At 36.2% G+C, this 22,008-nt stretch carries 20 protein-coding genes and 1 pseudogene; 4 read left to right on the forward strand and 17 right to left on the reverse strand.

Going from position 1 to position 22,008, the window contains the following annotated elements; translation table 11 throughout:
- Positions 1 to 217 precede the first annotated feature (217 nt).
- A pseudogene (locus CN288_RS23970) lies at positions 218 to 383 on the reverse strand (ion channel); the annotation flags it as partial.
- A gap of 287 nt (positions 384 to 670) precedes the next feature.
- Positions 671 to 1,723, reverse strand: coding sequence for a (R,R)-butanediol dehydrogenase (gene bdhA, locus CN288_RS23975; RefSeq protein ID WP_026592939.1), 1,053 nt, complete (start codon positions 1,721 to 1,723; stop codon positions 671 to 673).
- Between the two features lie 227 nt (positions 1,724 to 1,950).
- Between bdhA and CN288_RS23980 the strand changes: the two genes are divergently transcribed.
- On the forward strand, positions 1,951 to 3,105 hold the full coding sequence (locus CN288_RS23980) for an MFS transporter (protein ID WP_090694187.1): 1,155 nt from the start codon (positions 1,951 to 1,953) through the stop codon (positions 3,103 to 3,105).
- A 32-nt stretch (positions 3,106 to 3,137) separates the two neighbouring features.
- On the opposite strand, the gene CN288_RS23985 is transcribed toward CN288_RS23980, so the two are convergent.
- The 10 genes from CN288_RS23985 to CN288_RS24035 form a co-directional block, all read right to left on the reverse strand.
- Positions 3,138 to 3,977, reverse strand: coding sequence for an N-acetylmuramoyl-L-alanine amidase (locus CN288_RS23985; RefSeq protein ID WP_098303263.1), 840 nt, complete (start codon positions 3,975 to 3,977; stop codon positions 3,138 to 3,140).
- Positions 3,978 to 4,996: 1,019 nt separating this feature from the next.
- A complete protein-coding gene (fsa, locus tag CN288_RS23995; protein WP_026592936.1) occupies positions 4,997 to 5,644 on the reverse strand; it encodes a fructose-6-phosphate aldolase in 648 nt (215 codons plus the stop codon).
- A gap of 35 nt (positions 5,645 to 5,679) precedes the next feature.
- The gene (rbsB, locus tag CN288_RS24000) at positions 5,680 to 6,603 is read right to left on the reverse strand and encodes a ribose ABC transporter substrate-binding protein RbsB (protein ID WP_026592935.1); all 924 of its coding nucleotides are present in this window, start codon (positions 6,601 to 6,603) and stop codon (positions 5,680 to 5,682) included.
- Positions 6,604 to 6,617: 14 nt separating this feature from the next.
- A complete protein-coding gene (locus CN288_RS24005) occupies positions 6,618 to 7,553 on the reverse strand; it encodes an ABC transporter permease subunit (protein WP_026592934.1) in 936 nt (311 codons plus the stop codon).
- 3 nt (positions 7,554 to 7,556) lie between these two features.
- Positions 7,557 to 9,041 carry a sugar ABC transporter ATP-binding protein gene (locus CN288_RS24010; RefSeq protein ID WP_026592933.1) on the reverse strand — a complete coding sequence of 495 codons (1,485 nt, stop codon included), beginning with the start codon at positions 9,039 to 9,041 and terminating at the stop codon, positions 7,557 to 7,559.
- Between the two features lie 18 nt (positions 9,042 to 9,059).
- Positions 9,060 to 9,455, reverse strand: coding sequence for a D-ribose pyranase (rbsD, locus tag CN288_RS24015; RefSeq protein ID WP_026592932.1), 396 nt, complete (start codon positions 9,453 to 9,455; stop codon positions 9,060 to 9,062).
- The gene (rbsK, locus tag CN288_RS24020; RefSeq protein WP_026592931.1) at positions 9,452 to 10,348 is read right to left on the reverse strand and encodes a ribokinase; all 897 of its coding nucleotides are present in this window, start codon (positions 10,346 to 10,348) and stop codon (positions 9,452 to 9,454) included. The genes rbsD and rbsK overlap by 4 nt, the downstream gene beginning before the upstream one ends.
- A gap of 13 nt (positions 10,349 to 10,361) precedes the next feature.
- Complete coding sequence (locus CN288_RS24025) at positions 10,362 to 11,333, reverse strand: LacI family DNA-binding transcriptional regulator (protein ID WP_026592930.1); 972 nt, start codon at positions 11,331 to 11,333, stop codon at positions 10,362 to 10,364.
- A 142-nt stretch (positions 11,334 to 11,475) separates the two neighbouring features.
- Positions 11,476 to 13,095, reverse strand: a complete 1,620-nt coding sequence (locus tag CN288_RS24030; protein WP_026592929.1) for an MDR family MFS transporter — start codon at positions 13,093 to 13,095, stop codon at positions 11,476 to 11,478.
- A 19-nt stretch (positions 13,096 to 13,114) separates the two neighbouring features.
- Positions 13,115 to 13,573 carry a MarR family winged helix-turn-helix transcriptional regulator gene (locus CN288_RS24035; RefSeq protein ID WP_026592928.1) on the reverse strand — a complete coding sequence of 153 codons (459 nt, stop codon included), beginning with the start codon at positions 13,571 to 13,573 and terminating at the stop codon, positions 13,115 to 13,117.
- A gap of 267 nt (positions 13,574 to 13,840) precedes the next feature.
- On the opposite strand from CN288_RS24035, the gene glpT reads away from it, so the two are divergent.
- Entirely contained in the window at positions 13,841 to 15,190 is a 1,350-nt protein-coding gene (glpT, locus tag CN288_RS24040; protein ID WP_026592927.1) for a glycerol-3-phosphate transporter, read from the forward strand.
- 151 nt (positions 15,191 to 15,341) lie between these two features.
- On the opposite strand, the gene CN288_RS24045 is transcribed toward glpT, so the two are convergent.
- The 4 genes from CN288_RS24045 to CN288_RS24060 all read right to left on the reverse strand — a co-directional run bounded on the left by CN288_RS24045 (position 15,342) and on the right by CN288_RS24060 (position 19,024).
- Positions 15,342 to 15,458 carry a DUF4027 family protein gene (locus tag CN288_RS24045; RefSeq protein WP_081811076.1) on the reverse strand — a complete coding sequence of 39 codons (117 nt, stop codon included), beginning with the start codon at positions 15,456 to 15,458 and terminating at the stop codon, positions 15,342 to 15,344.
- A gap of 248 nt (positions 15,459 to 15,706) precedes the next feature.
- A complete protein-coding gene (locus CN288_RS24050) occupies positions 15,707 to 16,129 on the reverse strand; it encodes a universal stress protein (protein ID WP_026592926.1) in 423 nt (140 codons plus the stop codon).
- Positions 16,130 to 16,210: 81 nt separating this feature from the next.
- Entirely contained in the window at positions 16,211 to 17,656 is a 1,446-nt protein-coding gene (locus tag CN288_RS24055) for a SulP family inorganic anion transporter (RefSeq protein ID WP_026592925.1), read from the reverse strand.
- A 150-nt stretch (positions 17,657 to 17,806) separates the two neighbouring features.
- Entirely contained in the window at positions 17,807 to 19,024 is a 1,218-nt protein-coding gene (locus CN288_RS24060; protein ID WP_441296571.1) for a cell wall-binding repeat-containing protein, read from the reverse strand.
- A gap of 154 nt (positions 19,025 to 19,178) precedes the next feature.
- On the opposite strand from CN288_RS24060, the gene CN288_RS24065 reads away from it, so the two are divergent.
- On the forward strand, positions 19,179 to 19,907 hold the full coding sequence (locus CN288_RS24065; protein ID WP_170833696.1) for a response regulator transcription factor: 729 nt from the start codon (positions 19,179 to 19,181) through the stop codon (positions 19,905 to 19,907).
- 11 nt (positions 19,908 to 19,918) lie between these two features.
- Positions 19,919 to 21,292: a sensor histidine kinase gene (locus tag CN288_RS24070; RefSeq protein ID WP_026592922.1), complete on the forward strand. Its 1,374-nt coding sequence runs from the start codon at positions 19,919 to 19,921 to the stop codon at positions 21,290 to 21,292.
- 230 nt (positions 21,293 to 21,522) lie between these two features.
- Here CN288_RS24070 and CN288_RS24075 read toward each other — a convergent pair.
- Positions 21,523 to 22,008, reverse strand: a 486-nt coding sequence (locus tag CN288_RS24075) for a CAP domain-containing protein (RefSeq protein ID WP_255260050.1), incomplete at its 5' end; no start/stop codon positions are given.

Below are 22,008 nucleotides of genomic sequence, written 5' to 3' on the forward strand. Positions count from 1 at the left end.
TCCGCTTATATTTATTTTACTTTAAATATGTAGGTCATATGACTGATCTAAGATTAGAATATCCCGCCTTTCTATTCATTTCTATTGAAAAATAAATTATGCAAATGTTCACATCATGACTCATTCATATTTTAGTAAACGAATATTAATTTTCTGCAAAGAAACAGCTAAAATATTGTAAAAAAATAAAGCAACCAGGTGCATATCCTGATTGCTTTTACTCCTTCTTTCTCCCTGCTAATATACTTGGCAATTGAACATTTACTGCGAGCTTGTGAACAAGCCCAAATACTATACCAATTCCAATGAAAATATAGAATATCGTAAAGATTTTCCCAAAGTCTATTTGCGGAGTTCCCCCCATAGCCAACTGTCGTTAATGTTCCACTCCATCCCCAAAGGCATTACCTCACCATCAATACACCAGTACCTTGCTGATTGTTGTTTGTAATACTGGTCTACAGATATGAAATTTCTTCCTTTTGAACAAATTTTGGTTTCCATACCGATCCTGCCTCTTTTTTAAAGTAATAGTATCAGTACGTTCAAGATTTACAGATTCATTGCAAGTGTTTTGAAGTTCTTGCACCATAACCATCACCTTTCTATACATAAAAAAAGTAGCCCTCTTCTATTTCTAGAAAAAGGCTACTTTCTTCTATATTATACATTATTTAGGCGAAACAAGAATTTTCACTTGATTTTTATCTTTTACGAGCGCTTCAAATCCTTCTTCTACAACTTGATCCACAGTAATTTTTTTCGTAATTAATTTCTCTGCTTGAATTTGTCCAGAGCTAATTAATTTAATAGCAGATGGGAAGATATGACGGTATCCAAGAATACCTACAATTTCTTTTTCTTTTAATACTAAGTTGTTTGGGGTAATTGTCGCATCTTTTTCCCATACACTGACAATTACAGTTTGTCCTTCAAAGCTTGTACTTTCAATCGCTTGACGAAGTACAACTTCAACACCTGTTACTTCGAAGCTAACATTTACACCTAAACCGTTTGTTAAGTTACGGATTTCTGCTAGTACCTCTTGTTCTGCTGGATTTAATACATAATCAGCACCCGCTATTTTTGCTAACTCTTGACGTTCTTTAGAAAGTTCAACTGCGATAACAGGCGTTGCACCTGCCGCTTTAACAGCTTGGATAACAAGAAGTCCAATCGGTCCACAGCCAAATACAGCTACAGCTTCACCTTCTTTTAATTTACTTTGACGTACTGCATGAACTGCAACTGCTGCTGGTTCTACAAGTGCACCTTGTTCATAAGTCATTTCATCCGGGATATGGTGAACCATATCTGCTGGAACTACAGTATATTCAGAGAAGCCACCGCCATCTCCACCAAGACCATGGAAAACAAGTTGTTCACAAACGTTGTAATGACCATGTTTACAAGCTTCACATTTGCCACAAGAATAAATAGGTTCTACAACAACGCGGTCCCCAACTTTATGAGTTGTAACGCCTTCACCAATTTCAACTACTTCCCCACTAAATTCATGACCTAAAATAACAGGTGCTTTCACATGTGTTAATGGATGTTCTTCTGTTGGAATAAAAATAGGTCCCGCTAAATATTCGTGTAAATCTGTTCCACAAATACCACACCATTTAATTTTGATTTTTACTGCTCCTGGCCGAACAGCTGGTTCTGGAACTTCTTCTACTCTTACATCACGTTGATCATACCAAAGTAATGCTTTCATTTTATGCATCCCTCTCTATGTACATATACTTAACCTAGTGAAGTTTACTAATCTATTATAGTACTTTTATCCATATATTTCAAAAAGCCAAACTGAAATTCACCAAATTTTAACGAAAAAAGTTCACTTTTTTGTCACTTTGTACTTTTTTCCACATCTGTTAATTCAATTTCATTGCAGGTGAAATTCGCATTATGCCATAATAGCAGAGGAGAGGTGAACATCACTTGAAATATTTCATTTATTTTATTGTTATCGTAGCGTTTTTAGATACATTTTCACAATTACCAATTATGAGTACTTACGCGCAAAGCCTCGGGGGAACCCCTCTTATTATCGGCCTTGTTGTAGGTATGTACTCGTTTGCCAATATGATTGGAAATATTATCGCAGGTGCATCTGTTGATAAATTTGGTGCAAAGAAAGTTCTCTATATGAGTATGGGAATTACAAGTTTCATAGTACTATTGTATACCGTTGTTCAGAGCGGCGAGCAATTACTCATCGTTCGCTTTTTACATGGATTTAGTGACGGCTTCTTAATTCCTGCAGCCTTTACTTTCTTATCTAAACAAACAAAATCAACAAAACAAGGAAAAGCAATGGCACTATCTGGTGCCGCTGTCGGAACAGCAGCTATCGTTGGTCCAGCCTTCAGTGGAATTATGAAAGCAAAAGTAGGCGTTGAATGGGTCTTTATTACGATTTCGCTCTTAATGGTACTCGGTACAATCGTGGCCCTTTTCTTATTACCAAACAATGTGACTAGAAAAGATACATCACGAACGCAAATGATGAACAAAGAAGATATGATAGGATTACTAAGATCCGAACCATTATTACAAGCCTATATTGGCGCTTTTACATTAATGTTCTCACAAGGTATCGTCACATATATGTTACCTGTAAAAGTAGAGGCATTAGCACTCAAAGCGTCTACAACAGGTATGATGTTAAGTGTCTTTGGGATTACTGCCATCCTCTTCTTCTTGCTACCAACAAATCGTATTTATGATCGATTTGACCGTTCAAAGATGATGCTAATCGGTATTGCAGTCATGGCACTTGCCTTATCATTACTTGGTATATTTACAACAAAAGGCATGCTCTTTGTTGTTATGATGATTTACGGAATTGGATTCGCCATCCTCTTCCCATCTATTAATGCTTTACTTGTTGAAAATACAACTGAAGATAAACGCGGGAAGGCATTCGGATTATTTTATGCTTTCTTCTCATTAGGCGTTGTCGCTGGATCCTTTACAGTTGGAGCAATCGGTGCATCACCAAGTGTAAGCTTTGTAATTGGAACAGCATTCTTACTCACATTTGCTGGAATGATTTATGTCAGAGGAAAAATAAAAAAGACAATGATGAATTAACTCATCATTGTCTTTTTTTAATTAAATCTTTATTATAAAACCTCAACATATGAAGGATTAGCAGTTATATAGTTTCCTGATTTTAGCTTATACATTTTTGAACCATTTACAGTTAACGTTTCCACAACAGTGAACACATCACCTTTTTTCACAGTACCAGCCTTTGCATTCCAATCAGGTTGATTATAATAATATAATTCTTCTGCTTTCACACGAACTAAAAATGTTTTCTTCTGTAATCCAAATGCCTTTACTAAGCCATTTACATGCCCTCTTGCAAGTTGTTCTCTAAATGTTGCATTACCTAATTTTCGTGCATCTTCTGCTCGATCAATAAATCCATTTTCAGTTAATACTGCTGGCATATTCGTTTCTCTTAACACATGGAAATTACTCGTTTTAACTCCTCTATCATAAAGGTCAGTTGTTTTCATAATTTCTTGATGAATTACATTTTGGTAAGTCGTAGTTGGTGCTCCTGCATTTGGATAACTATAATCTTCATAGCCAGTGCCACCACCACTATTAATATGTACAGATAAGAAAAAGTCTGCTCCCCAATTATTTGCATCAGTTGTTCGCTGCGTTAACGTAGGGTATACATCACTCGTACGACTCATTTTAAGTTCATAACCTGTATACTCTGCATTTAAAATGTTACGAATACGTGTTGCAATATCTAATGTTAAGTCTTTTTCTCTTAAACCATTTCCAATCGCTCCTGTATCCGTTCCGCCATGACCTGGATCAAGATAAATCTTAACTGTCTCCGCACTTGCATGTGTAGTTGGTATAGCAAAATACATACATGCTACACATAATAAAACAATACTACCTTTCACAAAAGCTGATAATTTTTTCAATGCTGTCACTTACTTTACTCTCCCTTTGTGTATGGATTTACAAATATTCCCTACATTCTAAGTCTGCTAGACTCTACATCCTCTTCCTAAAAAAGGATTTCTATTAAACTATTAAACTATCACTATCTTATTAATCCTTTTGAATTTTACTCAAAATAAAAGACAAAATCAATATATAATTTTGTTTTTTATAAATAATTATTATTTTAGATTCAAAATTAGTAAAATCTTGAAATATATGTATTTATTCTCGTTAAAAAAAGGGGTAAACTCTATTTGTCTCTATATTTTAAAAATATATTTTTATCATGTTTCATAAGTTTATTACTTCCGATTTTTATTTACTATATTTAAAAATTCCTATTGTTCTTTTTTACTTTTCAGTAATAAGCGTATTCGAATACTACGCATTGTAATTTGTTGAAACTCCTCTTTCTTCTATACCAATCATCTTGATACAATCTTCCCCCATGAACATGGATATTTTTATTTAGCACCTTATTTCAACATACATCTCAAGATTTCACCGTCAATTTCCCTCTCCTAATAATCCATAATGCATTGTACTTTTTAACAAAACAGGAAAAAATATAAGCGCAGTGAGTACATGCCCTATAATAGAAAAATAATCGACTACTAACTCTTTTATTCGTGCCCAGATAAAGGTAAAGAATGGAATAATAAAAATATCTATCGCAATTAAAAATGGCGTTACTTTTGTTTCTTTCTTTTTAATAAAAGAAACCCTATCTTATAATTAGAAATGCCAATAATCTTGTGTAAAAGCTATAACTCTTCACTCATTTTTTAAAATGCATAAACACCAACTATATCTCGACAATTTCCTCGGAAATATTCCTATTCCCTACAACATTTGATAGACACTTCATGACTTAAAAAGAAATGTTATTACAGGTATCTGTTGTTATTTTCAGTATCGTTGCAACATATTTATAGGAATTTTTAACCATCTAAATAACAAAAAAATCACAACTCAAACAAATGAGCTGTGATTTTTTATTATATGTTTATTTCTCTTGTGTTTTTTCCCAATCAGCTAAGAATTTCTCAATTCCTTGATCTGTTAACGGATGTTTCACTAATGCTCCGATTACATTCGCTGGAATTGTTGCGATGTGTGCGCCATTTAATGCTGCGTCAGTTACGTGAACACTATGACGTACAGATGCTGCAATAATTTCTGTTTCAATACCGTGAATTGCAAAAATCTCAGCAATTTGGCGAATTAAGTCCATACCATTATGACCAATATCATCTAAGCGACCTAAGAATGGAGATACATATGTTGCACCAGCACGTGCTGCAAGTAATGCTTGTACTGCAGAGAACACTAATGTAACGTTTGTACGAATTCCTAAATCTGAGAATGCTTTTACTGCTTTTAATCCTTCTTTTGTCATTGGAACTTTTACAACAACGTTTGGAGCGATTTTTGCTAATTCTTTTCCTTCTTCAATCATTTTATCTGCTTCTAGGCTAATAACCTCTGCACTTACGGGTCCTTCTACAACATTGCAAATTTCACGAATGCGTTCATGGAAATCCACGCCTTCTTTTGCTACAAGTGATGGATTTGTTGTTACGCCTGCTAATACACCTAGTTCATTTGCTTCTTTGATCTCGTTAATATTTGCTGTATCAATAAAAAATTTCATTTGTTATTCTTCCTTCCTAAATGTAAGTTTATATTTTATTTTTTCTTAATAAGCTCTAATTCAATCGGAATGAATTTTTCCACTTTTTTACCTTGGGTCACTTGTTTTGCTGTTTCCATCGCTTTCTCTCCGATTAATTCTGGTTTTTGTGCAACAGTTGCTGCCATACGTCCCTCATTAACCGCTTTTACAGCATCGTCCGTTGCATCAAAACCAACAACAGCCACATCTGTTTTTCCAGCAGATTTTAATGCTTCAAGTGCGCCTAATGCCATTTCATCATTATGAGCAAATACTGCTTTAATATCGCTATTAGCTTGTAAAATATTCTCCATAACGGACAATCCTTTGGCACGGTCAAAATCAGCAGCTTGCTTAGCAGTAACTTTTAACCCCTTATCAGCTACTTTATGGAATCCTTTCCCACGCTCACGTGCAGCAGATGATCCAGGAATTCCTTCTAGCTCAGCAACGCTTGCCCCTTCACCAATAAGTTCATGAATGTATTCGCCTGCCATTTTGCCACCTTCGATATTATCTGAAGCAATATGAGAAACAACTTTCCCTGAGTTTGCAACACGGTCTACTGTAATAACAGGAATATTCGCCGCATTTGCTGCACTCACTGCTGAAGCAACCGCATCTGAATCTGTTGGGTTAATAACAACTACATCAACGCCTTTTTGAATTAAATCTTCGACATCATTTGTTTGCTTAGCTGCATCATTTTGTGCATCAACAGCAATCAATTCGATATCACTTTCTTTCGCTTTCTTTTCTGCACCTTTTTTCAATGTGACGAAAAATGGATTATTTAAAGTGGAAACAGAAAATCCAACTTTAATAGTTTTATTTCTCCCTTTTTCGCCAGAATCCTTTGCCCATTCCGGTGGTTCCATTGAACATCCGGCAGTAATTACCATGATAAATGCAACGAGCATAAGCAACCATTTTTTCATGAATTGTCCCTCCATTACGCTTCTTTTCGACGATCAATTAATACAGCAAGTAAGATAACAAGCCCTTTGACAACTTGTTGGAAGAAAGAAGATACCCCTAATAAATTTAAGCCGTTGTTTAATACACCGATAATAAGTACACCGATGAATGTACCAACAATCCATCCTCTTCCGCCCGAAAGACTTGTTCCTCCTAAAACAACTGCAGCAATTGCATCTAATTCGTAAGAAGAACCAGCAGTTGGCTGTGCAGAATCTAAGCGCGATGTTAACACAATACCTGCAAGCGCTGCCAAAATACCAGAAAGACCGTAAATCATTATTTTTATTCTCGTTACATTAATACCTGATAGTGCCGCTGCTTCTTCATTCCCACCAATTGCAAAAGTACGGCGACCAAATGTTGTTTTCTTTAAAATAAAGTACAGAACTGCGAAAGCAATCATCATCGTTACAGCTGGTACAGGAATACCAAGGAAATAACCACGACCAAACATTTGAAACATTAAGTGATCACCAAGGCCAGTGATCGGACGTCCGTCCATGTAAACAAGCGTGAGCCCTCGGAAAATGGTCATTGTTGCTAATGTCGCAATAAATGGTGCCACTTTTCCTTTTGTAATAATGATACCGTTTACAATCCCCATTACAAGACCTGCTAACAATCCAATTGCCATTGCAAGGAACGGATCCATGCCACTTGCCATCATTCCAGCAACAAGTGCACTTGATAATGCTAAAATAGAACCTACCGATAAGTCAATACCCCCAGTTAAAATAACGAAGGTCATTCCAAATGCAATGAGTGCATTAATCGACACTTGTCGCAAAATATTAAATAAATTTGGAATCTCAATAAAAGCTGGATTTAATGCTGTAATAACTACAATAATCAGTACCAATCCAATTAAAGAACCTAGCTGCTGCAATATATTTCCCTTTTTAGCCATACCTTACTCTCCCCCTGTAGCTAATGCCATAATGGACTCTTGTGTTGCTTTATCTTTCTCTAAAATACCGCCTACTTTTCCTTCATGAATAACAAGGACTCGATCGCTCATCCCTAATACTTCTGGAAGTTCAGATGAAACCATAATAACGGCATCTCCTTGATTTGTAAGCTTGTTCATAATAGAATAAATTTCTTTTTTTGCTCCAACATCAACCCCTCGAGTTGGTTCATCTAAAATTAACAGCTGTGGATGGATTCCTAGCCATTTTGCAATCACAACTTTTTGTTGATTCCCACCAGAAAGCGATTTGACAGCTTGTTCTCCATTTGCCGCTTTTACATTAAGGAGCTTCATCATGTCCTCTGTAAACTGTGCTTCTGCCCCATTATCCATCACACTACCTTTTGAAAGGCTCTCTAAATTTGGCAATGCTAAATTTTCACGAATTGAAAAATCTAATACAAGTCCTTCTGATTTTCTATCCTCTGTAATAAAGGCAATTCGCTGCCGTATTGCATCAATTGGGCTATCAATTTTTACCTCTCGACCGTTCATAAATATTTGGCCTGAGTCTAACGGTTCATGTCCAAATATTGCTTTCATAATATCTGTACGCCCTGCCCCCATTAATCCAGCAACACCGAGAATTTCCCCTCTTCTCACTTGAAACGAAATATTTTCGAACTTTCCTTCTTTCGTTCCGTTGCGCATTTCAAAGATGACTTCGCCAATCTTAGCATCGCGCTCTGGATAACGTTCTCCAATGCTACGGCCAACCATCATACTTACTACTTCATCAAATGATGTTTCAGGAATTAACCGTGTTCCAACATATTCTCCATCACGTAAAATTGTAATGGCGTCACAGATTGAAAAAATTTCTTCCATGCGATGCGAAATATAAACGAACGATACACCTTCTTTACGTAATTTATTTATAACCGTAAAGAGCGTTTCAATTTCGCGGTCCGTTAATGCCGCTGTCGGCTCGTCCATAATAATAACGCTCGCATTTGTCATTAAAGCCTTACCAATTTCAATAATTTGCTGTTGCCCAACTGATAATTCCCCGGCAAGCATAGCCCCTTTTACGTGAAGTCCTAAACTTGCTAATTGGCTCTCTGCGATGTCATTCATTTGACGTGTACGCAGTATGCCTGTTTTCCCATACATAAGCTCTTTTCCAAGAAACATATTTTCAGCAACTGTTAAATTCGGTAATATATTCAGTTCTTGATGAATAAAAGCAATCCCATATTCTTCAGCTTCTTTTGCATTTTTAAATATGCGTTCTTTTCCATCAATTATGACTTGGCCAGTATCTTTCGTGTACACACCTGTTAAAATCTTCATAAGCGTTGATTTACCCGCTCCATTTTCCCCCATCAGTGCATGGACTTCTCCTGTTTCAATGCTAAACTGTGCATTTTTCAAAACAGGATTACCATTGAACGCTTTTGAAATATTTGTCATTCCAATACGCATTCTCATCACATCCCTTTATTAAAAAATCACGCCTGCGTGTAAAATAATGTTCGCATATGGCGTTGCTTCTCCGGTACGAATAATGGCCTTTGCCCGTTTTGTACGTTCTTTAAACTGTTCATGCGATACATATTCAAAAGCGGCTTCTTTTAAGCGCGCCTCAACTTCTTTATTTATTTCTGCGTTATTCATGGTGATTTCTTCTGCTAATGTTACTTTTTCGATTGCCATATCATCTATCAAAACTTGTAACACATCTAGAAAAGATGGTTTTCCAAGCTCTACTGCTAAATCAATTCGTTTCACACCATCAGGAATCGGTAAGCCACAATCCGCAATCACAACTGTATCCGTGTGCCCAAGTGATGCTAGTACCGCGGCAATTTCACTATTTAATACACCATGCTTCTTCATCTAACAATCACCTGCACTTCTCTAAGTCTCTCCCTTGTTGGCATACCACCTTGTGCACCAAGCTTTGTTACAGAAAGACCGCCCGCAATATTTGCAAAGCGAATTGCTTTTTCAAGTGTTTCTCCTTCAGAAAGCGCGACCGCTAACGCACCATTAAATGTGTCACCCGCTCCTGTTGTATCCACTACTTCTACAGAAATACTTGGAACATGAACAATTTCTGTACCATTATGGAAGCGAACTCCTTTTCCACCTTCTGTCATCAGTAACTTATTTGGGTATTTCGCAAGTAATTCTTCAACTGGTGACGTAAAATCATCTAATACAATGCGGCACTCATGCTCATTCGGTGTAATGTACGTTGCCTTCTCCAAAATATTTGCTGGTAATACTTGTGCTGGAGCCGGATTTAACATAACTGGAACTTTATGTTCTGTGCAAATATCAAGAACATATTCCACTGTTTCTAACGGAATCTCCAGCTGAAGGACAACCATATCAGCTTTTACAAGAAGATCTTTTGCTCGGTCTACAATTTGTTGATTTACAAGACGATTCGCTCCTTGCACAACGACAATACTGTTATCTTCCTCTGCTAACACAATATGCGCAATTCCTGTCGTTTCATCTGTAACCGGTACCACATAGTCGATAAAAACACGTTCATTTTCTAAGTTTTTTCTAACTACTTTACCGTAATCATCTTCTCCTACAGCTCCAACCATCGCCACATTCGCACCTAGTCTAGCTGCGGCAACAGCTTGGTTAGCTCCTTTTCCTCCTGGCACTGTATGAAATGCTTCGCCAATTACTGTTTCTCCTGCTTTTGGTCGCTTTTTCGAAACAGCGACTAAATCCATTGAAATACTGCCGACTACTGCAATGTTTGGCATATATCTCATCTCCTTACTTCGTTGTATTTCGTTCTATAATTTCAATCGGTAAACGATAATGTCCTGTTTCTAATTTATTTCCTTCCATCTGTTCTAGCAATAATTCCGTTGCAATTCGTCCCATTTCATAAGTAGGTTGCGCAACTGTCGTAATAGATGGATACATCATTTCTGTAAATGAAATACCATCAAATCCAATGATTTGTAAATCATTTGGAATAGAAATCCCCTGTTGTAACGCCGCTTTTACTGCACCAATTGCAATCAAATCATTTCCAGCTACAATACCATCAATGTGCGGATGCACTTCTAACAATTCCATTGTCACGCGTTCGCTATCTGCTGGATCAAACGTACTCTCTGTAATCATATAAGAAAGTCCATGTTGTGTAATAACATCTACAAAACCCTCAAAACGCTCATTTGCCGTACTCACATCACGCGGACCACGAATATGAGCAATATGTTTACAGCCTTTTTCTAACAATAACTTTGTTGCCGCCTGACTTCCCGCATAGTTATCAGCATACACTGTAGGTATTCTCTCATTAAACATGCGATCAATTGCAACAACTGGCACGGAAAGGTTCATGTAATTCACACTATTTTGTGGATTCGTAGCTACAATAAATCCATCTACATTATTTTGTCTAAGCACATCAATATATTGTTTCTCTTTTTCTAAACTTTCGTCAGAGTTACAAAGTACAACTGTGTATCCTTGTTTATGCGCTACATCCTCTACGGCACGTGCAACTTCTGGAAAAAATGGATTCACAATGTTCGGAACGACTAAACCAATTAAACGAGACTTTTTATTATATAGAGAACGTGCTACTGTGCTCGGTTTATAATCCAGCATTTCAATTGCTCGCTCTACCTTTTTTAATGTATCTTCATGAACATATCCATTTTTATTTAACACTCTGGAAACAGTCGCAACAGATACTCCCGCTAATTTTGCAACGTCTTTAATTGTACTCATTTTCTTCCCTCTCCATTTCATGTAACCGTTTACAGGAAATAATATAACTCATTTATAAAAATACGTCAATCATTTATAACTAAAAAAGATTATATGTTATACACTAAAAAAAGCATCACCATAAGGCGATGCTTTTTTCTTATTATGAGTAAGATACTTTTGTATCTTTTTCTTCTACTTCAGTAGCAGGTTCTTCTGCACCTTTTTTACGATCAGAAAGCTTAATTTTTTGTAAGAAGATTGTAAATACAGCACCAACTATAATAAATACTAATCCTGTTAGGAATACACTATGAAGTGAATCCACTAAAGATGTTTTCAAAATTGGTACAATGCTATTTGAGAATGCTTCTGGCATTTGTTTTAATGCTTCTGGGCTAAATAGCATAGAATATAAACCTTGTGGATCTGTATGAATCATATCTTTAAACTTTGTCACCATTTGTCCCGCTTCTGCTGGGAATGTATCTAGTACAGGAACTAATTTATTTGTCAATGTTGTACCTGACGTATTATTCATGATGGAGCCTAAAATCGTAATCCCGAACGTCCCACCGATTTGACGGAAGAACTGACTTGAAGATGTTACAACTCCAAGATCCTTTTTCGGGAAACTTTCTTGTAATGCTAATGTTAATGTCGGCATTACAAGCCCCATTCCTAAACCAATAATCATCATATATGATGTTGCAATAAGTTTAGTTGTATGCATATCCATTGTTGTTAATAACCAAAAACCGCCAGCCATAATGAGCATACCTGTAATAATTTGTGGTTTTACGCCTACCTTTAATACAAGCTGACCACCAATAATACTCATCACAATCATCGTAACCATCATTGGTGTCATTATCGTTCCAGATTCAGCAGCACTTACGCCAACAATTCCTTGCATAAAGAATGGAACGAACATAATTGCACCAAACATTCCAATACTCATAAAGAAACCAATTGCATTTAATAGTGTAAATGTACGGTTCTTAAAGAAATGGATTGGCAAAATTGGCTCTTCTGCCTTTGTTTCCACAATAATGAAACTTACAATACCAATGACAGCCAGTGTAAATAATCCAATGATTTGCCAAGAACCCCATGCATAGTCTTTCCCACCGAATGTTAATGCAAGTAATAAACTTACAACACCAAGAATCATTGTGAAAATACCAGCAATATCGATTTTAATTGGTCCCGTTTGTTTATGTGATTTTAATCCCATTGCGATAAAGATTGTCGCTAAAATACCAACTGGTAAGTTAATATAGAATACCCATCTCCAGTTAACAGCATCAACAATCCAGCCACCAACTTGCGGTCCGATTACAGAAGCAAGGCCATATAATGCTCCAAAAATCCCTTGCCATTTCGCACGTTCTTTTCCTGTAAACATATCCCCGATAATAATCATTGCCATTGGCATCATAATACCGCCACCAAGACCTTGAATACCGCGGAAGATAATTAATTCTGTCATACCATTTGCCATACCACAAAGTGCTGAACCAACCATAAAGATGATAAGCCCTGTTATATATACGTTACGACGTCCTAATAAGTCAGCTAACTTACCTGCAATTGGTACAACTGTTGTTGATGTTAGCATATATGCTGTTGTTAACCATGTCATTAAGCTTAATCCGCCTAATTCTCCAACAATACGCGGCATCGCTGTGCCGACAATTGTTCCATCTAATGCAGCGAATAACATTGCAATAACTAAACCAATTAACAACAGCTTTCTATTTTGATTTGCTTGTTGCTCCATGTAATCTCCTCAATTCTTTTTAGTTTGTCTCTATTTCCTCAGATGCCCCGCAAATAATTGTCTCTATTTTTTCAAATAAGCGTAATAAATCTTCTCTTTCTTGTAAATCTAATTGTGAGAAGTATTTCGCAATATGCTGATTTCGAGCGATCATTGCCTCTTCTAATACATCTTTCCCCTTCTTCGTCAGCTCAATTACAACAACACGGCGATCATCTTTATCATGGTAGCGCAGTACCAACTCTTGCTCGATTAACCGATCAATCATTACTGTAATTGCACTTGGTTTCACATACATTTTCTTCGCCAATTTTGTTGCTCTTGATGCACCATAATGGTCTAAAATTTTTAAAATATAAAACTGCGGTGGTGTAAGTCCTGATGCTTGCATTTGTTCTAGTAACTCCGTTTGCATTTTCTTTCCTATAGAAAATGCTAAAGCTTGGATTCTATCAATATGAGTCATATCATTTGGCATGTTATCCACCTCTTATTTAAGCAATAAAATATTTAACGTTTTTAAATATTAAACCTTATAATTAATTTCGTCAATATTTTTATTTTGTAAAAACGTTTACATTTTTGTCACAAAGTTGTATAATTTGTGACGAAGTTAATAGCGAAGGTCATGGAGAATTAGAGTATACGACTATGAAACATAGAAAGAGCACCTTTCTATGTTTCATGGTCTTTTTTGTTTGCCATGGTATTAAACGCTTACAATAATAGAGGAGGATTTTAAGCAATGTTTCTGACTAATTTATTTAAACCTGCGCCGCATACAGAACGATTGCCTGCTGATCGCGTCGATAGCGAATACCGTAAACTGCGCTTGCAAGTGTTTTTAGGCATTTTTATTGGTTATGCAGGTTACTATCTTGTTCGCAAAAACTTTTCACTGGCAATGCCTTATCTTGTTGAACAAGGATTCAGTAAAGGTGAACTTGGTATTATCCTTTCTGCCGTATCCATTGCATATGGCTTAAGCAAGTTCATTATGGGAATTGTCTCCGACCGTTGTAACCCCCGCTACTTCTTAGCAGCAGGACTATTTTTATCCGGTATCATTAATATTATTTTCGGTTCGTTTTCTTTTATTACAACAAGCATTTTACTCATGTTTGTTCTGCAATTCTTAAACGGATGGGTACAAGGTATGGGGTGGCCTCCATGTGGTCGTACGATGGTTCATTGGTTCTCTATTAGTGAACGTGGTACAAAAATGTCTATTTGGAATGTTGCTCATAACGTCGGTGGAGCACTTATGCCGTCCCTTGTTACATTAGGGCTATATTTATTCGCTAATGATTGGAAAAGTGTATTTTACTTCCCAGGTATTCTTTCAATTTTAGTTGGGATTTATGTACTAATTACAATGCGTGATACACCTCAATCTTGCGGATTACCATCAATTGAGGAACATACAGGAGAATATCCAGCAGATGAAAAGGTAAAAGATCGTGAGCGTGAGCTTTCGGTAAAGGAAATTTTATTCAAATATGTACTGAACAATAAGTTTTTATGGTACATTGCTATTGCTAACGTATTCGTATATTTTGTACGCTATGGTGTTGTAGACTGGGCACCTACTTATTTAGTAGAGGAAAAAAGCTTTACTCATAGTAGCTCTCGTACAGCTTACGCTCTATATGAATGGGCTGGGATTCCGGGGACACTTCTTTGTGGATGGATGAGTGATAAACTCTTTAAAGGACGCCGTGCCCCTGCTGGTATTTTATTCATGGTTGGTGTATTCATTGCTGTTCTTGTTTATTGGTTAAACCCAGCTGGCCACCCAATCATCGATAGTATCGCACTTGTTGCAATTGGCTTCTTAATCTATGGACCAGTTATGTTAATTGGACTACATGCACTTGACTTAGCTCCGAAAAAAGCAGCTGGAACAGCAGCTGGTTTAACAGGATTCTTCGGCTATCTTGGCGGAGCATCATTCGCTAGTGCTGCGATGGGCTTTATCGTAGATGCTTTCGGATGGGACGGCGGTTTCATTCTATTACTTGCATCTTGTGTGCTTGCGATTGTATTCCTTGCACTTACTTTAAATACAGGATCGTCAAAATCTCAGCAAGCATAAAGTGAAACTTTAATCAGTGGAAACAACAGCTGAAATAAAATAGCTCTTAGCATTCAGATATATGCTAAGAGCTATTTTTTATTTATGCCTAGTGATATTTTCTTGCAGCCTATAACAATCATTTCCCTTCTATTTACATATATTACTTTTATTAAAACATCTGCTGAAACATTTTCATAGCAATAGCCAATATTACCGAAGTAGTAAATCCCCCTAAACAAATAAGACTCACTCCTTGACTATATGTTAAACCTTGAAATGCTTTCATTTCTTTCATCCTTTCGTTCGTTTATTTGATATCTTTATTTTACCCATGTAAGAAATTTTATAACATCGATTTCACTAACAACTGTCTTACAATATTGTAAGATTTCTACCTAATATAAATACAAATAAAAAACATAAATCTTTTTTAGGATGTAGAGATCATCCAGCCTGCCTAGAAGCGATTGGCCCTCTTCCTGCTCCATGCCAAGTGAAAACAAAAAGAAAAACAGACAACATTTCTGCCGTCTGTTACTTCACAATCATCACTGGACATCTCACTCGTTTAGCCACTTTATGACTGACACTACCAAGCACCATTTCTTGCAATGTATTTAATCCTCTGCTCCCTACTATAACAAGATCAATATCTCCTGTATTTACATATTGCACAAGTGTATTTCCTGGATCACCATGTAAAATCGTAATATTATAGGAGATCTCTTCTTGCTGTAATAAAGACTCAATTTCCTTTAATCTATCTTTTCTACTAGCTGAGATTGTCTCTATATCTGTTTGCCCCTGTATAATATCTGATTTTGCTGTTTTATTGTCTACAACATATACAACTTCAACATTTACTTCTTTACTAAATTTAGCAATATGTGCGGTATGTTTTGCTGCACGAAGCGCATGTTCTGAACCATCACATGCTAGTATAATTTGCTTGTACATATGCTGGAGCCCCTTTCATCATCATACTCGTATTATAATATAAAAAGAACTCTTTCGGTTCTCCGAAAAAGTTCTTCCTATTTAACAAACAGCTTGTTTCGCCAATTTTATAACAAGTTCTGAACTGCGCTCATTTAATCCCGTTATCTTTACTTTTACACCATTTTGCTCATACTTCATTACAACTTTATCAACTGCTGCTACTGCTGAACCATCCCATACATGAGCCTGTGTAAAATCAATTTCTACTTCCTTTACATCTCCTTTAAATTGAAATGCATTTATGAATTCTGTAGTAGATGCAAAAAAGAGTTGGCCATAAATGGCATATATTTTTTTCTCACCAACATAAAAATGTTTCACGTGAATCTTTTTTGCCATATTAAATGCGAATAAAACTGCACTTATAACTGTACCAATCATAACACCAAGAGCTAGATTATGTGTAACGAGAACAATTGTAACTGTTACAATCATAACAAAGGCATCACCTTTGGGAACTTTATGAAGAGTAAATACAGAGTTCCAATCAAATGTCCCGATAGAAACCATAATCATAACTGCAACTAATGCTGCCATCGGGATATGGACAACATAGTCACCAAGAACAAACAGCAATACAATTAAAAATCCACCTGCTACGAATGTGGATAAGCGACCACGACCACCGGATTTAATATTAATAACAGATTGTCCAATCATAGCACACCCTGCCATTCCACCAAAGAAACCAGCAACAATATTAGAAATTCCTTGTCCACGTGCCTCTTTATGCTTATTACTTGTTGTATCTGTCATATCATCTAAAAGAGATGCCGTTAATAGTGACTCTAATAAACCAATAACAGCTAACATAATAGAATACGGTAAAATAATAGCTAATGTTTCTAACGTAAATGGCACATTCGGAATACTAAAAAACGGTAATTCAGTTGGTAAACTTCCCATATCACCAACTGTACGTAATTGTAAACCGCCCAATATTGCAATACTTGTCACGACAATAATAGCAATAAGTGTAGAAGGCACTGCTGTTGTAATACGTGGAAATAGATAAATAATTGCGAGCCCTAAAGCTACTAACGCATACATTTGCCAATTCGCGCCTTGAAAATGAGGCAATTGTGCTGTAAAAACTAAAATCCCTAACGAATTCACAAATCCGCTCATGACAGAACGCGGAACAAATTTCATAAATGAACTTAGTTTTAACACGCCAAAGATAATTTGTACAACACCGGTTAAAATTGTTGTAGCAAACAAATACTGTAATCCATAATCTTTTACAATCGTTATCATCAACAGTGCCATCGCACCTGTTGCAGCAGAAATCATTCCTGGTCTTCCGCCCACAAATGAAATTGTCACTGCGATACAAAAAGCAGCGTATAATCCAACCATTGGATCTACCCCTGCAATAACAGAAAAGGCAATTGCTTCAGGAATTAAAGCTAATGCAACAACAATCCCTGATAACACATCACCTTTCACATTAGAAAACCATTCATTTTTTATAGTTTGAAACAAAAGAACACTCCTCTAATTTTTTATTTTTGATTTTCTTCATAAGAAAATCGATCCGACTGCACGAAGGCTATTATATAACGAACGTCAGATTTTCTGCTATGAAAAAGTTTCCCAAATAAAAAAGCATTGCCTGACGCAATGCTTTTTCTTTTAATGCCCACTATGCCCCTCGCCATTTTCTTGAACAATCTCTAATCTTTCATCTAATATCCCTTGTGTATCAAATGAAATATTCTCTATATTCCCTAATAAAAAACCATGGTTATATGGCCCAAGCGTTGGATCATCTTTAAACTTCGGTTTTATCATCGCTAGTAAATCATATACTGACTGCGTTACTTTACCATTCTCTAATAGAAGGACCGGTGCATGTTTCCCCATATGTGAAAACGGCGCACCAGCAATTGCTAAATCAGGTGTTTCTGTTGAAGTAAATGATACGCCATGTCCCGGCTTTTTAAATCCCCAACCAAATTTCGTTTTTTCATCTTTGAACTTTGCGAAGGCAATTGAATTCTCTGTCGGAGTTTCTCCACTAATACGGGTTACTTTGCCATGCTTACTCAATTGTTTTTCTACCTCTTTTGAAACAATTTTTTCTGGGCCTAACACATATATATTTACTTTTCCTTTTCTTGCTTTTAACGCCTCAATTGTAGCTTCGGGTACTTTATCTTTACCTACATATAAAAGAGGTTCAGGCATATGAGAAATCCAGTTCACGGCTGGAGTTGTATACAAACGCCCTTCTTCTTCAGACGAACCGACAATAACACTTTCCGGATACTTCCCTGTTATGTCTGCATATTCTTTATCAACATCTTTCGCAAACTTCGCTGGATCAGTCTCTTTTATCTGTTTTACTTTGTATTCTTTCAGTTGATCTAATACGGGAGATTCTACATCTCCCATCACCATAATTTGCGTTCCATCTTTTGTTCCAAGTGGTTTTAACCGTTTTATTTCCTTTAATGTCGCTTCCGGAATACTTTCCTTATTCATAAATAAAATAGGTCCATTGTTTGGATGATGAATGAGATCCGCACTAGCAATTCCAAGTTGCCAATGATTAACTGGTACTAAAATTACCGCTCCCGGTTGATTCTCCTTATGAGTCGCTGGCCAAATTGTTTGTGATGTTAAGACTGCCATGTGAACAGAGTCATTTGTGTTTAATCGTGTGATATTTTTTAAGCTTGTTGTTAATAAATCACGAGATGCATCGGCATTCATTTCTTTCGGTGGCATCGCTTCACGATTCATTTCCTTTTGCTGATTATTTTTCTTCTCGTTTGCAGATTCGTGATTTTTATGCTCTGTATTTGCTTGCCCACACGCTACAAGTCCAAATGCAGCAACTATTGTCATACTCAAAACTTGAGTTACCTTTTTCACTAAATCGCCTCCATATCCATCATTTTTCAAGCCTATATCCTTTACCGAAAATGGAAATTTCAACTATACGATAGCAAGCAATTCTGAAGAAATTATGCAGATGCATCATAATCTGCACCATTTCTTCATGATTTTGCTTTACACTTTTAGTAGTGAATACAAATACGGAGGATATTATATGATGGATATACTACTTGTAGATGATGAAACGCGTATGCTGGAATTAGTAGCACTTTATCTTACTCCTAGAGGATATAACTGCATTTGTGTCACTTCTGGACAAGAAGCCCTTTCCTATATAGAAAAACAAAATTTCAAGTTCATTCTTCTCGATATTATGATGCCGAAAATGGATGGATGGGAAACATGCAAAAGGATCCGTTCATTTAGTAACGTTCCTATTATTATGGTAACCGCACGCGATCAAACGATTGATGTTGTTCAAGGATTAAAAATTGGGGCTGATGATTATATAACGAAACCTTTTCAAGAAGAAGAATTATTAGCACGTATTGAAGCTGTATTACGGCGTAGTAATCAACATGAGCAACTACGCTATAAAGGAATTTTGTGGGATGAAGCGAGACACTTTATCTCCGTTTATGATCAAGAACTCCTCCTTACACCAATCGAATTTTCTTTACTTGGGTTATTTTTACATCATGTGAACTATGTATTAAGTCGCGATCAGCTTATTGAGCGGATTTGGGGGCTAGATACAAATACAGAGGATCGTACAGTAGATTCTCATATTCGTAATTTGCGTGATAAATTACGAAAGGCCAAATTCCCAATTGATAAACATTTAAAAACCGTGTATGGAATTGGCTATCGATGGATTGATATTGAAAATTAAGGAGTAACGCGATGAAACGGATTTCTGTTCAACTTGGATTTTATTTTTTAATTGTTACACTTCTAATTGAGAGCGTTTTATTTATATTACTCTATTATAGTCTTGTAAATAATAGGGTAAACGAAGAGATGACAGCATTATTAAAACGCGGAAATAGCCACCGAGATGTACTCGAAAAACATTTTGATTCGCAAACTATTTCTCATGTCGCCTTAATGGAGTCAGAAGCTGAAACAAAGGTTGTCATAACAAATACCAATAAAGAAATATTAGCAAATTCTAATGATATAGATTCCACTATAAAGAGGCACATTATTGGAATGATAGCAGATACGAACCACAACGGAACTATCGTGGAGAATCACTGGAAAACTTCTAACTATATATGCACAGTTAGTCCAATAATAATAGAAGGAAAAATGCAAGGTTATGTTTATATGTTTCTTGGCACAAGTTCCATTAAACAAATGATTGCAGGTCTTACAAAACAATTTCTTGTTGCTGGTGCTGTTACATTCATTTTAACATTCATTACGATATTTCTTCTATCACGTCTGTTAACGAAGCCGCTCCTCCGTATGAAGCATGCTACTGAAAAAATGAGTCATGGTGATTTATCCGTCTCTTTAACTAGTACTCGAAATGATGAAATCGGCGAACTTGCCGTGTCTATCCAAACGCTCGCAAATGATTTACATTACATGAAAAAAGAACGCAGTGAATTTTTGGCAAGTGTCGCTCATGAACTAAGAACACCGCTAACTTATGTAAGAGGATATGCAGACATCGCCATGAAAAACGGTACATCTCCTGAGCAGCGTCAAAGGTATTTATCGATTATAAGAGACGAAGCTGATTCTATTACAAATTTAGTACAGGACTTGTTTTTACTTGCTCAAATGGAAAATCATAATTTTTCTATTCAGGCAAGGGAAGTACACTTGCAAACCTTCCTTTCTCGCATTGTTACAAAAGTGAATATGATGTATGAAGCGAAACATATCCACGTTTCTTCAACATGTTCTTCTTCACTTTCCATAGTTCTTGATGAACAAAGATTTGAACAAGTTATTGTTAATATTTTAAATAATGCTTATGCACATTCAGCTGAACATTCTCGAATTATAATTTCCGTTACAGAGCATAAAACACAAATTGAAATTGCCATACAAGATACTGGAGAAGGAATTCCAAAAGAAAATATTCCACACATTTTCGAACGATTTTATCGCGTTGATAAAGCAAGATCTCGTTCAACTGGTGGAACTGGATTAGGGCTTGCTATTGTTAAAGAGATAGTTGAACTACATGATGGAGAAATTACTGTCACAAGTGAAGTAAATCAAGGTTCTTGCTTTACTATTTCATTACCCACCAATATGTGAAAAAGCTTTAGACAACTTGATAAGGAAGATAGGTGGGGGACAGGTGACGCTTATAATAAAAAACAGAAGTCATTCGTAAAAATGACTTCTGTCGTTCAAAACTTTTTATTGAACTCTTCATGGAATACCTTTACTAAACGGCTGAATTCGTTTCATAATTTAAATTCCATCATTTGCAAATTCAAAAAAGTTTTTTTTGCTAAAAACTCGAGTTTATCAACAATTTTTATTTATTTTTTAATAAATTGTTGCGTCCAAATATTTCCTTGTTTCACGTAACCAACACCTATATAAGTAAAATTCCTATTTAGAATATTCGCACGGTGCCCTGGACTGTGCATCCAAGCATCCATAACTCCTTCTGGTGTTTGTTGCCCTTTAGCGATATTTTCACCTGCTGCTGAATAAGAAATACCAAAACGTTTCATCATGTCAAATGGCGAATTATAAACTGGACTATTATGATCAAAATAATTATTTGTCAACATATCCTCTGATTTTAAACGTGCTACTTTACTAAGCTCTGTATCTATCTGCAATGGAGATAAGCCAACTTTCGCTCGTTCTACATTAACTAGCTCCACAACACGTTTTTCAAACGCATTTAGTACATGACCTTTATTCTCTTGTTTTTTAGCTTCTTCCTGCTTTCTAGCCTCTTCTTGCTTTCTAGCTTCTTCCTGCTTTCTAGCCTCTTCTTGCTTTCTAGCTTCTTC

Origin of the sequence: Bacillus sp. AFS023182, from assembly GCF_002560575.1 — a bacterium.
In the GTDB taxonomy this organism is placed as follows: domain Bacteria; phylum Bacillota; class Bacilli; order Bacillales; family Bacillaceae_G; genus Bacillus_A; species Bacillus_A arachidis.

Coding starts and splice junctions, on each gene's coding strand:
- bdhA (WP_026592939.1), bottom strand. CDS start 1,723: ATGAAAGCATTACTTTGGTATGATCAACGTGATGTAAGAGTAGAAGAA.
- fsa (WP_026592936.1), bottom strand. CDS start 5,644: ATGAAATTTTTTATTGATACAGCAAATATTAACGAGATCAAAGAAGCA.
- rbsB (WP_026592935.1), bottom strand. CDS start 6,603: ATGAAAAAATGGTTGCTTATGCTCGTTGCATTTATCATGGTAATTACT.
- CN288_RS24005 (WP_026592934.1), bottom strand. CDS start 7,553: ATGGCTAAAAAGGGAAATATATTGCAGCAGCTAGGTTCTTTAATTGGA.
- CN288_RS24010 (WP_026592933.1), bottom strand. CDS start 9,041: ATGCGTATTGGAATGACAAATATTTCAAAAGCGTTCAATGGTAATCCT.
- rbsD (WP_026592932.1), bottom strand. CDS start 9,455: ATGAAGAAGCATGGTGTATTAAATAGTGAAATTGCCGCGGTACTAGCA.
- rbsK (WP_026592931.1), bottom strand. CDS start 10,348: ATGCCAAACATTGCAGTAGTCGGCAGTATTTCAATGGATTTAGTCGCT.
- CN288_RS24025 (WP_026592930.1), bottom strand. CDS start 11,333: ATGAGTACAATTAAAGACGTTGCAAAATTAGCGGGAGTATCTGTTGCG.
- CN288_RS24030 (WP_026592929.1), bottom strand. CDS start 13,095: ATGGAGCAACAAGCAAATCAAAATAGAAAGCTGTTGTTAATTGGTTTA.
- CN288_RS24035 (WP_026592928.1), bottom strand. CDS start 13,573: ATGCCAAATGATATGACTCATATTGATAGAATCCAAGCTTTAGCATTT.
- glpT (WP_026592927.1), top strand. CDS start 13,841: ATGTTTCTGACTAATTTATTTAAACCTGCGCCGCATACAGAACGATTG.
- CN288_RS24045 (WP_081811076.1), bottom strand. CDS start 15,458: ATGAAAGCATTTCAAGGTTTAACATATAGTCAAGGAGTGAGTCTTATT.
- CN288_RS24050 (WP_026592926.1), bottom strand. CDS start 16,129: ATGTACAAGCAAATTATACTAGCATGTGATGGTTCAGAACATGCGCTT.
- CN288_RS24060 (WP_441296571.1), bottom strand. CDS start 19,024: ATGACAATAGTTGCTGCATTTGGACTTGTAGCGTGTGGGCAAGCAAAT.
- CN288_RS24065 (WP_170833696.1), top strand. CDS start 19,179: ATGATTTTGCTTTACACTTTTAGTAGTGAATACAAATACGGAGGATAT.
- CN288_RS24070 (WP_026592922.1), top strand. CDS start 19,919: ATGAAACGGATTTCTGTTCAACTTGGATTTTATTTTTTAATTGTTACA.